The organism is Novosphingobium sp. Sphag1I (assembly GCF_056279125.1).
Genome location: NZ_JBWBQS010000003.1, coordinates 308,982 through 321,991 on the forward strand (window position 1 = coordinate 308,982; position 13,010 = coordinate 321,991).

The 13,010-nt window shown below is 62.1% G+C and carries 9 protein-coding genes; 2 read left to right on the forward strand and 7 right to left on the reverse strand.

The window, feature by feature from the left end:
- Positions 1-23: 23 nt before the first annotated feature.
- Positions 24-2,687, reverse strand: a complete 2,664-nt coding sequence (locus tag ACZ9HU_RS04995) for a TonB-dependent receptor (protein WP_476102994.1) — start codon at positions 2,685-2,687, stop codon at positions 24-26.
- Positions 2,688-3,097: 410 nt separating this feature from the next.
- Between ACZ9HU_RS04995 and ACZ9HU_RS05000 the strand changes: the two genes are divergently transcribed.
- On the forward strand, positions 3,098-5,155 hold the full coding sequence (locus ACZ9HU_RS05000; RefSeq protein ID WP_476102996.1) for a tetratricopeptide repeat-containing sulfotransferase family protein: 2,058 nt from the start codon (positions 3,098-3,100) through the stop codon (positions 5,153-5,155).
- Between the two features lie 49 nt (positions 5,156-5,204).
- On the opposite strand, the gene ACZ9HU_RS05005 is transcribed toward ACZ9HU_RS05000, so the two are convergent.
- Complete coding sequence (locus tag ACZ9HU_RS05005; protein ID WP_476102998.1) at positions 5,205-5,888, reverse strand: hypothetical protein; 684 nt, start codon at positions 5,886-5,888, stop codon at positions 5,205-5,207.
- Positions 5,889-5,982: 94 nt separating this feature from the next.
- Positions 5,983-7,350, reverse strand: a complete 1,368-nt coding sequence (locus tag ACZ9HU_RS05010) for an L-serine ammonia-lyase (protein WP_476103000.1) — start codon at positions 7,348-7,350, stop codon at positions 5,983-5,985.
- Between the two features lie 128 nt (positions 7,351-7,478).
- On the opposite strand from ACZ9HU_RS05010, the gene ACZ9HU_RS05015 reads away from it, so the two are divergent.
- Complete coding sequence (locus ACZ9HU_RS05015; protein WP_476103002.1) at positions 7,479-8,807, forward strand: amidohydrolase; 1,329 nt, start codon at positions 7,479-7,481, stop codon at positions 8,805-8,807.
- 4 nt (positions 8,808-8,811) lie between these two features.
- Here ACZ9HU_RS05015 and ACZ9HU_RS05020 read toward each other — a convergent pair whose 3' ends face one another.
- The 4 genes from ACZ9HU_RS05020 to ACZ9HU_RS05035 form a co-directional block, all read right to left on the reverse strand.
- Positions 8,812-9,435, reverse strand: a complete 624-nt coding sequence (locus ACZ9HU_RS05020; protein WP_476103004.1) for a molybdenum ABC transporter ATP-binding protein — start codon at positions 9,433-9,435, stop codon at positions 8,812-8,814.
- Positions 9,425-10,129: a molybdate ABC transporter permease subunit gene (gene modB / locus ACZ9HU_RS05025; RefSeq protein ID WP_476103006.1), complete on the reverse strand. Its 705-nt coding sequence runs from the start codon at positions 10,127-10,129 to the stop codon at positions 9,425-9,427. The genes ACZ9HU_RS05020 and modB overlap by 11 nt, the downstream gene beginning before the upstream one ends.
- Positions 10,110-10,886, reverse strand: a complete 777-nt coding sequence (gene modA, locus ACZ9HU_RS05030; RefSeq protein WP_476103073.1) for a molybdate ABC transporter substrate-binding protein — start codon at positions 10,884-10,886, stop codon at positions 10,110-10,112. Before modA ends, modB begins: the two co-directional genes overlap by 20 nt.
- 69 nt (positions 10,887-10,955) lie before the next feature.
- Positions 10,956-12,965 (reverse strand): acyltransferase family protein, encoded by a 2,010-nt coding sequence (locus ACZ9HU_RS05035; protein WP_476103008.1) that lies wholly within the window; start codon positions 12,963-12,965, stop codon positions 10,956-10,958.
- Between the last annotated feature and the right edge of the window lie 45 nt (positions 12,966-13,010).

Sequence of the window (13,010 nt, forward strand, 5' to 3'; positions counted from 1 at the left end):
GGATCAGGTCAGAAGTGTATTGATCAGAACTTCTGGCCGAACTTAATGCCGAAAATTTGCGGGCGGACCGTAAAGGTGCGCGACGAACCCGAACAGAATGTGATCGAGCAGAAGGTGTTGGTCGTCAGACCACCACGCTTGTCGAAAGCATTCTGCAGATAGATGTCGAGCGTCCAGGTGTCCTTCTTGATACCGGCCGTGAAATCGAACGTGGTGAAGCCGGCGGTATTACCCAACAATTGATTGTTGAACGTGTTGAGATCCTGGGTCGCGTTGGTCTGATACAGCGCGGCACCCATGAAGTAAGCGCGGTAATCACCAATATCCGTGTCATAACGGATCGATGTCGTGCCCTTAAAGATCGGCTGACGCGGCAGGCGCGTGCCATCAACGGCGGCCACCGTAGCGACCGGGGGCGACCCGGTGGTTTGGCCCACAGAGCACGAGGGCAGCTGTGAGATCGAACTCGAAGTCGAGTCATACGCAAAGTTGCAGAAGTTGCCCTGCAACTTGGCATTGTTGTAAGCGCCTGCCGTGCTGATGGTGACCTTGCCCAGCTTTAGGTCGGCGTCATATTCGACACCATAAACGCGCGCCTTACCGGCATTGCCGGTCATGCCCGCACCCTGAGTGCCCGCAATAACCACGGAATACTGAATATTGTTCCAGTCTTCCATGTAAACGGCGGCGTTAAAGCGGAACATATTGTTCCACGTCGTCTTGAAGCCGATTTCGTAGTTGGTCAGTGTTTCCGACTTGAACGGATCAACCGAGGCCACAACCGTTGGCAAGCCGGTGCGACGAATACGCAGCGGGCGGTTGTAACCACCCGGACGGAAACCCGTCGAATAGTTGGCATAGATCATCTTGGACGGCGTCAACTGATAGTTGATCGCGACCTTGTGGGTTTCGCCCTGTTCCTTGTACCGCCCGATGCTCTGTGGATCGAGCATATTGGTGTTAAGGCAGGTCAGGCGTACATTGTCAGGCAAAGGCGTGGGGCAACCATAAGCACCCGTCGGTGTGTAAAGCGTCGTGGTCGTATTCCGGGCCGTGGCCATCACGCCGCCAAAGCCGAGCGTTTTGAGGTCCGTCCAGAAATAACGGATGCCGGCGGTGATCTTCAGCTTGGGCGTGATGTTGTAATGCGCTTCGGCAAAGATCGCCGCGTCTCTGGTATAGCTGTTTGACTCGCTGAGATAGAATGCATCGCGCTTGACCGCCGGCGTACCCAGCACCATCGTGCCGCCCGCCGAGGTGGGAATACCAAATCCGGCAGGGTTGCTGTCACCGCCGCCCGACATCGTATAGCCTGCGATATTCGACAGGCCGTGGATGCCGTAGTCATTGTTAATTTCGGTCTTCTGCCACTGATAGAAACCACCGAAGGTCGCATCAAAGGGCCAGCTCTTGGGCGTCGAGAAGCGCAATTCCTGCGTAAACTTCTCTTCGTAACGCCAGCCTTCATAATATTGCTGCGGATTGATCAGCTTCGAGCACTTCATCGATGCGCCCGAACCGGTACATCCATCCTTGCTGAAGAACTGGAGATAGTTTTCATAACCGGCGCCGAAACCGTCATAGGTCACGGTGTAATAGGTATAGTCGTTCTGCAGGTGAACCTTGCGGCCGAAATAGCCGGTCGAGGATACGACATCAAAGTCACCAATATGACCATGGACCGACAAGGCGCCCTGATACCACGAGTCCATACGGCGGGTCAGGTCATAGTCATGCACCTGAAGATCGCCCACGCGCGGGTCATAACCGAAATAGCCATAGGCGGTCTGCGACTGGGCCGCCAGTTGGGGCGTGATCTGCCAACCAGGGGTCGGTTCCCACAGAACCGTGACACGGCCGCCATACATGGTGACCGGGTTGTAATCCTTCTTGGCAATCTTGGAATTGTCGAGCGTGTAGCTGGTCAACGGATTGTTATCGCCCAAATTCAAGGTCGAAGACGCACCATTGTTGAATTTGCCATTGTTGGGCGTGTTATCAATGTAACCGCCTTCCTTGCGATAGAACGCCATCACACGGGCGGCAATTTTTTCGCCAAAGGGGATGTTGGCATATGTAGCAAACTGGCCGCCCATGGCGCCCTTGCCATATTTGTTGAGGTCGGTGTCATAACCCCATTCGAACTTGCCCAACTTGGGCTTGTTCGTCAGCATACGGATCGTCCCGGCCAGCGAGCCTGCGCCGTAAAGCGTGCCCTGCGGACCCGAAAGGCCTTCGACGCGCTCCATGTCGTAAACGAAAATGTCGGGGACGCTGGTGCCGGTGATCGGAATATCGTCAAGGTAATAACCAACCGAGGCATAGTTACCGCCCGCCGGCACAATGCCGCGGAAATAGGCGGTCTGTCGGCCCGGCCCAAGACCGGCAAAGGACACCGAAGGCATAAGCGCGGCAAAGTCGGAGAGGCCCTTGACGTTGCGTTCGGCCATCTTTTCCATCGACAGCGCCTGCATCGAAATCGGCACTTTCTGGACGCTTTCCGAACGACGGGTCGCGGTAACCACGATGTCGCCAAGACCGCCGCCCTGTTCCGCCGCTGCGGCAGGTTCGGCCGCCGGTTCTGCTTCGGCCGCATGCACTGCGCCTGCCAAGGCAAACGGCGTCAGGAATGTCGCGGCGCTCAGCGCAATTGCCCGGCGCGATCTTTTTGAAAACTCTGAAATCATCGTAATGCTTCCCCCATTACTGGCCATTTGCCCCGAAATCCTCGCCCGCGATTTCCAAAACTCACGCGTTTTGCGGACACGCCAAAAGGTCCCGGCGATTGCGCCAGACAAGCAGGATCACCCGGCCCAAACATGGTTTGAACCGATGCATCCACCCGATGCCGAAAACGTCATTGGACCCCATGGCGACCTGAATGCTGCAACTGCGGTTGGTGCCCCTGACGCATATGCAGCAATTAGTACGGTCGTCCGGTTTCGAAGAATGTCATAGGTACTTGGCGAGTCAAGGGCGCAAACTGCGCAAGATGTCCCGAGGGGTTACGTCGTCTGACGTATATGATTACGCAGGTGCAGCGCGCGACAACATCGCCTTGAACGTGGGTCCGAAATGGCCCGTTGAAAGGACGTCCATGGCTGCAGGGACCATCGCTGCTCGACCCGTTGCCCGCAATATACCGGGACCGGCGCTGGCCGATGCTGCAAGCTTGCTGGGCACCGATCCGGCCCAGGCGCTGGCCAAAGCGGAGGCCCTTCTCAAGTCCTATGATGGAAAACTGCCCCCTGCCGAATTGATCGCGTGTCAGGCGCTGCGTCAATTGGGCAAGGAACAATTGGCCCTCACCCGCCTGATCGCTTTGGATCGCGGCCAACCGGGCGTGCCGCCCATCCTGTGGGAACTGGCCCAATCGGCCGGCGCGCTGGGGGAAAACAGGAAAGCGGTAGCCGCGCTCGAAACGCTGACCCGGCAACAACCGCAAGTGGCCAGCGGCTGGTATCTGCTGGCGCGGGAATTGCGCAAGATCGGGGAAACGGAAAAAGCCTGGCGCGCCGACCTCTCGGCCATCCACGCCTCATCCTCTGATCCCGAACTGATCAAGGCCGCCGTGGCCATGAACGAAGGCAGGTTTGATGAGGCGCAGGCCATGTTGATGGCGCGGCTTGAACGCCTGCCTGAAGACGCCAGCGCGACACGTTTGATCGGTGAGATCCTGTGGCGTCAGGGCGATTTGACCGCCGCGATGGATTGGGTGGAAAAAGCCTTGGCCATGGCGCCCGGTTTCGATCTGGCCCGCGACTTTCTGATCCGCCTTTTGCTGCAAACGAACCGTTTGAATGAGGCGAAGGATCAGGTTGAACTCCTATGCCAATCCCCGATGCAAAGCCCCGGCCACCGCCTGCTCAAAGCCTCGGTGCTGGTGCGTCTGGGCGATCAGGAAGGCGCGGGCGCGATCTATGACGCACTCTTGCTGGAAACACCCGACAATGCCCATGTCTGGCAAAATCTGGGCCATGTGCGCAAAACGCTGGGCGATCAGCCCGCCGCCGTCGACGCCTATCGCCGCGCCATCGCCGTCACCGCCACGATGGGCGAGGCATGGTGGTCGTTGGCTAATTTGAAGACGGTCAAATTCACCGCAGAAGACCGCGCCGCGATGGAGGCTGCGATTGCCAGCGGCCCGACCGGCGAGGATCTGTTCCACCTGCACTTTGCCTTGGGCAAGGCCTTGGAGGATGCGGGCGATTACGCCGCCTCGTTCCGGCATTACCAGACCGCCAACGCCCTGCGCCGCGCCGAATTGCCCTATAATGCAAAGGGTACGCATGACGCAGCGGTCGAACACGCCGCCGCCTTTACCGCGCCATTCTATGCCGCCCGCGATGGAGATGGAGGCTGTATGGCACCCGATCCGATCTTCATCCTTGGCCTGCCTCGCTCGGGTTCGACGCTGGTGGAACAGATCCTCTCGAGCCATTCAATGATCGAGGGCACCCACGAATTGCCCGAAATGATGATGATTGCGGGCCGGTTGAAGGCGCGCGCCGACCAAGGTGAATTTGCCTCCTATGGCGATTTGCTGCGCTCGCTGTCCCCCGCCGACCGGACAAGGCTGGGTGAGGAATATATCGACCTGACGCGGGTGCATCGCCAGACCGACCGGCCGATGTTCATCGATAAATTGCCCAACAACTGGCAGAATACCGGCCTCATCCGCCTGATCCTGCCCAAGGCGAAGGTCATTGATGCGCGCCGTCATCCTATGGCCTGCTGTTTTTCGGGATGGAAACAACATTTCGCGCGCGGCCAGGCGTTTTCCTATGATCTGGCCGATATTGGTGCCTATTACCGCGACTATGTGGCGCAGATGACGGCCTTTGATCAGGAAATGCCCGGCGCTGTCCACCGCGTGATCTATGAAGAAATGGTGGCCGATACACAGGCCGAAGTGACCCGCCTGCTCGCCTATGTCGGGGTGGATTTTGAGGAAGCCTGCCTCTCCTTCTGGGAAAACAAGCGCGCCGTCCGCACCGCCAGCAGCGAGCAGGTACGCCAGCCCATCTATCGCGACGGGTTGGAGCAATGGCTGAACTATGACGCATGGCTGGGGCCTTTGCGCGATGCGCTTGGCCCGGTGGTGCATGCGTTTCCGGCCCCGCCGTCGGATTGGGCGGCACATATCGGACAATAAAAAGGGCGCCGGTTTGGGCGCCCTTTCCTTTTACGCTATGTTCAAACGCTTACTGGCCGTTGGGGTGGATGTCCCGAAAGGCCGCGTTGAAACCGCTGCTCGGCCCGCTCGAAACCGGGGCTGGGGCGGTGTAATGCGGCGGCACATAGGGGGCGCGCGACGCCTGACGCGACGAACTGTGGCGCGAGGTCGAACGACGCGAGGCGTAGCGTGAAGAACCACGCGACTTGCGTGCCGCTGCACGCCGTTCGGCGCGGGTCATACGATGCTTGGAAACCGGCGCCGCCTTGGCCTTTTCCGCCTTGGCCAGAGCCCGCTTTTCCGCCCGCGTCAGCTTGCCCTTTTTCCCCTTCTTCTCGGCCCGAGCCAGCGCGCGCCTTTCCGCACGGCTCAGCTTCGCCTCAACCTTGGGCTTGCCGCCGCTGCGCGCAAGGGCGCGCTTCTGCGCCCGCGTCAGCTTGGCTTCAGGCTTCTTGCCCCGCTTTTCGGCACGGGCCAGCGCACGCTTTTCCGCGCGGCTCAATTTCCTGGCTTCGACCTTGCCCTTCTTGCCCCGGCTCAGCTTTTCCGCCTTGCCCGAATGCGCCTTGGCCACATGAGCCACCGGCTTCTTCTTGCCCTTGACCACCTTGGCCGCGTGATGCGTGGCCTTGGGCTGGGCTTTATGATGCCGGGCCTCGGCAGGCGCGGCCACCGCCAGCAATGCCAGAACCGCCAACACCAATCTTTTCATGGACAAAATCTCCTGCGAACCCGTGGCGCGTGTTGATAGATACTCGATGGCTATAGGCAAGCGCGATTTTGTCGCAAATCCACAGCCTGAGCGATCAGCAAGCCGGAACGCAAACCGCAAGCCCGCCAAGCGAGGTTTCCTTATACTGGCTCATCATATCGGCCCCGGTGCGGCGCATGGTTTCGATCACCTGATCCAGACTGACCAGATGAGTCCCATCCCCGCCCAGCGCCAGACGCGCCGCATCGATGGCCTTGACCGCGCCCATGGCGTTACGCTCGATACAGGGGATCTGGACCAGTCCGCCGATGGGGTCACAGGTCAGGCCCAGATTATGTTCCATGGCGATTTCGGCGGCATTCTCGATCTGGGCATTGGTGCCGCCCATGATCGCGGTCAGCCCCGCCGCCGCCATCGAACAGGCCACCCCGACCTCGCCCTGACACCCGACCTCGGCGGCGGAAATGCTGGCGTTGCGTTTGTACAACCCGCCAATTGCCGTGGCCGTCAAAAGGAAGGTTGCCTTGGCCCCGTCATCGGCCCCGTGATAACGCTCGGCATAGCGCAGCACCGCCGGGATGATCCCCGCCGCACCATTGGTGGGCGATGTCACCACCTTGCCGCCCGCCGCATTCTCCTCATTGACCGCAATAGCCCAGAGGTTGACCAGATCGAGCGTGGCCAGAGGATCGGACAAAACCCGCTCGATCCGGGCATAGAAACGTTCGCGCAAATGGGCCGCGCGGCGTTGCACCTTTAACCCGCCGGGCAATTCGCCCCGCTGGCTCATGCCGCGTTCGATACAAGCGTCCATGGCCGCGGCGATGCGCGCAATGCCCGCCTCGGTTTCCACGCGGGGCCGCCGCGCATCCTCATTGGCCAGTGCCAGTCCCGCGATGGTCAACCCGTCACGCTGCGCCATCTCCAGCAATTCGACCGCCGTGGTGAAAGGATAGGGTTCGTCATGATCCTCCGCCGGGGCATTGGCCGTGGTCTGATCCTCGTCCACAACAAAGCCGCCGCCGATGGAGAAATAGGTGCGGGTCAGAACCTCCTGTCCATCCGCATCAAAGGCGGCAAAGCGGATGCCATTGGGATGAAACGGCAGGCTTTCGCGCCCCAGCCACAGAATGTCGCCGCGTTCGTCAAAGGCAATATCCTGTCGCCCGCCCAGCATCAGGCGGCCACTGGAGCGCACCTGTTCAATCAACGCCACCGCCTCGTCGGGATCGGCGTCTTCGGGCGCGATGCCGTGCAGGCCCACGATTGTCGCCGTATCGGTCGCATGGCCCCGCCCGGTCAGCGCAAGGCTGGCGTAAAGCGACACCTCGACCCGCGCCACACGCGCCATCCCATCGCCCAGCGCCGCAACAAAGCGGCAGGCCGCCGTCATCGGCCCCATCGTATGGCTGGAGGATGGCCCCACGCCGATCTTGAACAATTCGAAAACGCTGACTGCCATCTGGCTTCTCTTCCCGCGACCGTGAATGCGCGCCTTTCCTGACGCGTCCCAACCAATGCGCAATACGCGCCTTGACGAAGGGGTGCCAGTAAAGCCTTATCCGCGCCAGAAATTTCAAGGAGACACCGATGCGCCGCGCCCTGTTGCTGAGCCTGCCCATGTTGCTGTCGGGCATGGCCGTCCATGCCGCCCCCGTCAAACCGGGCACATCGGCCCAGATCGAGGCGCAGACCAGCAAGAACTGGGCCGAACTCGAAGCGCTTTACAAGGATCTGCATAGCCATCCCGAAGTCGGCTTTACAGAGGTCCGCACCGCCGGGATCCTGAGCGAGAAGCTGCGCAAACTGGGTTTTGAGGTGACAGAGCATGTGGGCAAGACCGGCCTTGTCGGCGTGTTGAAGAACGGCCCCGGCCCGGTGGTGATGGTCCGCGTGGAAATGGACGCGCTGCCCATGGAGGAAAAGACCGGCCTTGCCTGGGCCAGCAAGGCGCAGCAAACCGACGCCTCGGGCAAGACGACCTATGTCATGCACGCCTGCGGCCATGACATTCACATGGCATGGTGGCTGGGCACGGCGCAGGCGCTGGTGGCGATGAAGAATCAGTGGAAAGGCACGCTGATCATGATCGGCCAGCCTTCGGAAGAAATTGGCGAAGGCGCGCGGGCCATGCTCGACGACGGCCTTCTGACCCGTTTCCCCAAGCCCGACTATGCCTTTGCCGCCCATGTCGGCCCGGCGCGGGCGGGCGATATCGAGGTCAAGCAGGGCGTCGCCACGTCCAATTCCGATTCGGTCCGCGTGATCTTTCACGGCCAAGGCGCGCATGGCTCCATGCCCAACATGAGCATCGACCCCATCGTCATGGGCGCCCGCTTTGTTTCGGATGTCCAAACCGTCATCAGCCGCCAGAAAGACCCCCAGAAATTCGGCGTGGTGACGGTGGGCTATTTCCGGTCGGGCACGGTGTCGAACATCATTCCCGACACGGCGGAATTGGGCCTGTCCTTGCGTTCCTTCGACCCGGACACGCGCAAATTGCTGAACGATGGCGTCGATATCACCGCCAAGGCGGTGGCCGAAATGTCGCGCGCCCCCGCACCCGAAGTGATCCGCCGCCACGGCTTGCCCAGCGTGGTCAATGATGACGCCCTTGCCGCCAGCACCTATGCTGTCCTGTCCAAAGCTGGCCTTCCCGGCGCGGTCCGGCTGGAGCCGGCGTATAAGCCCGGATGGACGGCCAGCGAGGATTATTCCGAATTCGTGCTGGCGGGCATTCCCAAATCGGTGTTCTTTTCCATCGGCGGCAGCGATCCGGCCATGCTGGAAAAGCTGAAGGCGGAAGGAAAGCCGGTACCGGTCAACCACTCGCCCTTCTTTGCGCCTTTGGCCGGGCCGTCGATCCGCGCCGGGGTTCAGGCGCTGACGCTCTCGGTCCTGTCGGTCGCGGGAAAGTAAAGGGTCAGTCCATCTCGACGATCTGGCCCGCCAATCGCTCGACCTCCCGCCTGTCATGGCTGACATAGAGGATCGGCAGGGCCAGTTCATCGCGGATTCGCTCGATCACGCGCATGATCTCTTCGCGCCGCGCCGCGTCGAGCGAGGAGAGCGGTTCATCCATCAGCAGAAACCTCGCGCCCGACAATAAAGCGCGGCCAATCGCCACACGCTGCGCCTCCCCCCCGGACAATTGCCGGGGTCGGCGCGCCAGCAGGCGGCCAAGGCCCAGAAATTCGACCACCGCCTCAAACCCGATCCATCGCGCATCGGGTGCGGCCAATCGCCAGCCATAGCGCAAATTGCCCTCGACGCTCATATGCGGAAACAGGCGGTAGTCCTGAAACACATAGCCGCATCCGCGCGCCTCCGGCGGCAGATGGATGCCTTCGTCGGCGTCGAACAACACGCGCCCGCCCACTGCAATCCGCCCGCGATCAGGCCGCGCCAGCCCTGCGATCATGTCCAGCACGCTGGTCTTGCCCGCCCCGGACCGGCCGAACAGCGCCGTAATCCCCGGCCCGGCGACGAATTGCGCGGCGATCCGCGTTTGGCCACGCGTGATGGCGACATCGACATCAAAGGACATGGCCACGCGCCCCCATCCGCCGCGTCAGCAATTCCGACGCCACCAGCGCCAGAAGCGACAGGCCCACCGAAATCAGCGCCAGTCGCGTCACAACCCCCTCCTGCCCCGGCACTTGCAGTGCGGAATAGATCGCCAGCGGCAAGGTCTGTGTCTCGCCCGGAATGTTCGAGACAAAGGTGATCGTCGCGCCAAATTCACCAAGGCTGCGCGCAAAACCCAGCACCATGCCCGCCAGCACGCCGGGCAGGGCCAGCGGCAAGGTGATCGTCGCAAACACCCGCGCCCGCGATGCGCCCAGCGTCCGGGCCGCGGCCTCCAGCCTGCGGTCCACGCTTTCCAGCGACAGGCGGATCGCCCGCACCATCAACGGCAGCGCCATGACCGATGCCGCCAGCGCCGCCCCGGTCCAGCGGAACATGACCGGCATGCCCATCGCCTCCAGCCAGCGCCCCGCCACCCCCTGTCCGCCAAAGGTCAGCAGCAGCAGCCATCCCGTCACCACCGGCGGCAGGACCAGCGGCAGATGCACCACCCCGTCCAGCAACACCTTGCCCGGAAACCGCCCCCGCGCCAGCGCCCAAGCCAACGCAAAGCCAATCGGCAGCGTGACCACCATCGCGGCCATGCTGACCTTGAGCGAGAGCCAGATGATGCCCCATTCCTCGGGGCTGATGCTATTTGGTGCCAAAGCCATAGGCGCGAAATATCGCCTTGCCCTGCGCCGAGGCAAGGAAGCGGCGGAACCCTTCGGCATCGGGATTGGTCGAGGTTGCCAAACGGGCCAGAGGATAAACGATGGGCTTGTGCGAATTGGTCGGAAAAATTCCCACCACGCGCACCCGTTTGTCGGCCCGCGCATCCGTGGCATACACGATGCCCAGCGGCGCTTCTCCCCGCGAAACCAGCGCCATGGCCGAACGCACGCTGTCGGCGCCCGCGACGCGCGCCTGCACACTGGGCCATACGCGAAGGGCGATCAGCGCATCACGCCCATATTTGCCCGCCGGAACCGATGTCACCTGTCCCATGGCCAGCCGCCCGTTCGACCCCAGCGCCGGGGTTAGCCGAAAGCCGGGGGCGATGGTCAAACGGATCTTGCTGGACGCAGGCGCGATCAACGCCAGAGAATTGGTCAACAGGCTGATCCGAGTGCCCGGCTTTATCCAGCCGCCGGGGCGACCGGGGGCTTGGCCGACATGATCCATCCATTCTTCATCCGCCGACAGGAACAGATCGGCGGGCGCGCCATTCTCAATCTGCCGCGCAAGGGCCGAGGAGGAGGCAAAGGACAGCACCGGGCGCGGATGCCCCTGCGCCGCCCATGTATCGGCGGCGGCATTGAGCGATTCCTGAAGGCTCGCCGCCGCCAGAACCACCGGCCCGCGCACGGGTTGCGCCATGGCCGTCGCGCCCGACAGCGCCATAGCGAAGCACAACGCCTTTCCAAACATGCGAACACTCAACGGATGCGCCCCTTTCAATATCGCTATGTATATCGAAACATCGCGCGGGCAAGCGGTTTAGCGCGCCAGCATCGCCTTGATCGCATCATGCAGAACCGGCGCCACGGCCCGCGATCCAGCCTGCGAGAGGTGCAGGCGGTCGCGGTAATACATCTGGCCATCGCGCATGGCATAACACAGGCGCGCATCGCACAAAGGCGCGGCCAGATCGACCACGGCCACGCCCGGAAATTCCGCCGCCACCTTGCGCACCTGCGCAGCATAGGCATGCTGCCCCCGCTCCAACCCGCCACCACGCGGTTCGCCGCAGGGGTGGCGATAGGCCGCGCCATGGAACGGGCGCAGGTCGGTCAGACAATCGCCCGGATCAAACCCCATGCGCCGGTTGGGCAAGGCGATGATCACCCCCTTGCCCGCCGACGTCAGCCGCGTCAGCGTGCGACGCATGGCGCGCTCCAGCCGCAGCTCTGGCGATGCGGGTGTGGGATCGGCGCGGTCGGTCATGTCATGCGATGAAGAGGCGCGCAGCAATTGATCGCCATTGGCATAAGACAGCACCACCACCCGGATCGACGGCGTGGCGACGGCATAATCCAGCGCCTGATTGGTCAATTTCCAATTGTTGAGCCGGGTTCGGTCGAAACTCTCGGTCGTGGTCGTGTCGTAAAAGGGCGCGGCCTCGCTGGCCGAGGCGACCAGCACGTTGATGTCGGAATAAGACGCCAGACCGGGAAACAGGCTGAGGTTGAGCGAATCCCCCACCAGCGCGACATCGGGGGCGCCGCTATGTTGCAAATAACAGAAATCATTGCCCGCCAGCCCCGGAACCAACGCCCCGCGCCCCGGCATCAGGGCTGCGCAGGCGCGCCCCTGTTCCTCGCTGCCCACCGGGATGGTCCATCCGATCTGGCGCGTCAAAGGCTCCACCCGCGCATGGGTGGCCGAAGGAAGATGGGCCAGCGCCACCAGCAGCCCCGACAGGCCCAGCACAGCCATCGCCGCCAGCAAGCCCCTGATCTTGGCCCCGCCCGCCCCGCCATAACGCAGCGGCGGTTCAATCCAGCGCGCCGTCGCCCATGCCAGCACCACCGCCAGCGCGACACAGGCCAGCATCGCATATCCATCAACCCAGCCCGATGTCCGCGCGATCACCAATATCGGCCAGTGCCAGAGATAGAGCGGATAGGAAATCTGACCCAGCCAGCGCATCGGCCTGATGCTGAGCATGCGGGCGTTGATCAGCGCCTTTGGCCCCGCCGCCAGCAGCAGCACCGCCCCGCCCACCGGCGCCATCGCCGCCCATCCGGGGAAAGGCGTCTGCCCCTCGACGATAAAGTGGAAACTGCCCAGCAGCAGCGCAAAGCCGATCAGGCTGAGCCCGTCGCCCATCTGTTTGGGCATGGGCAAGGCGGTCCGCCGCTCGGCCAAAGCCAGAGCGGCCCCGGCCAGCATTTCCCAGAAACGCGCCGTCGGGATGTAGAAGGCCGCTGATGTGTCGATCCGCATCAGGAATTGCTCATGCGCAATACTGGCGACAAAACCCAGAACCAGTGCCCACACGACACCCCGTCGCCCCCAAAACCGCCAAGCCCCCATCACTGCCAGGGGCCAGAGGATATAGAACTGCTCCTCTACCCCAAGGCTCCAGAGATGGAGCAAGGGTTTGGCGTCCGAAGCCGCGTCGAAATAGCCGCTTTCGGCATAAAGAACGAGGTTGGAGGCAAAAACCGCCGCCCCGGCCAGATGCGCGCCCAATTGTTGAAAGCGTTCATCGAACAATTGCACCCAGCCAACCGCAAAAGTGGTCAGCAGCACCGTAATCAGCGCAGGATAGATTCGCCGCACCCGTCGCCCGTAAAACGCACGAAGCGAGAACCGCCCCGCACGCACATCATCAAAAATCGCGCCCGAAATCAGATAGCCGGAGATGACAAAGAAGATGTCCACCCCGACAAAGCCGCCAAAGCCCTGCCGCCACCATGCGTGAAAGGCGACGACGACCGCAACGCTGATCGCGCGCAATCCGTCAATATCGGCGCGGTGATAGAGTTTGGGATGGCCAGACATACCCCCGGCCCTGCACAGAAGGCGGGCAGGTGGTCAAGACTGGAT

What these genes read in the sequence shown, in the direction of transcription:
- ACZ9HU_RS04995 (WP_476102994.1), bottom strand. Translation starts at nt 2,687, where the DNA reads ATGATTTCAGAGTTTTCAAAAAGATCGCGCCGGGCAATTGCGCTGAGC.
- ACZ9HU_RS05000 (WP_476102996.1), top strand. Translation starts at nt 3,098, where the DNA reads ATGGCTGCAGGGACCATCGCTGCTCGACCCGTTGCCCGCAATATACCG.
- ACZ9HU_RS05005 (WP_476102998.1), bottom strand. Translation starts at nt 5,888, where the DNA reads ATGAAAAGATTGGTGTTGGCGGTTCTGGCATTGCTGGCGGTGGCCGCG.
- ACZ9HU_RS05010 (WP_476103000.1), bottom strand. Translation starts at nt 7,350, where the DNA reads ATGGCAGTCAGCGTTTTCGAATTGTTCAAGATCGGCGTGGGGCCATCC.
- ACZ9HU_RS05015 (WP_476103002.1), top strand. Translation starts at nt 7,479, where the DNA reads ATGCGCCGCGCCCTGTTGCTGAGCCTGCCCATGTTGCTGTCGGGCATG.
- ACZ9HU_RS05020 (WP_476103004.1), bottom strand. Translation starts at nt 9,435, where the DNA reads ATGTCCTTTGATGTCGATGTCGCCATCACGCGTGGCCAAACGCGGATC.
- modB (WP_476103006.1), bottom strand. Translation starts at nt 10,129, where the DNA reads ATGGCTTTGGCACCAAATAGCATCAGCCCCGAGGAATGGGGCATCATC.
- modA (WP_476103073.1), bottom strand. Translation starts at nt 10,886, where the DNA reads ATGTTTGGAAAGGCGTTGTGCTTCGCTATGGCGCTGTCGGGCGCGACG.
- ACZ9HU_RS05035 (WP_476103008.1), bottom strand. Translation starts at nt 12,965, where the DNA reads ATGTCTGGCCATCCCAAACTCTATCACCGCGCCGATATTGACGGATTG.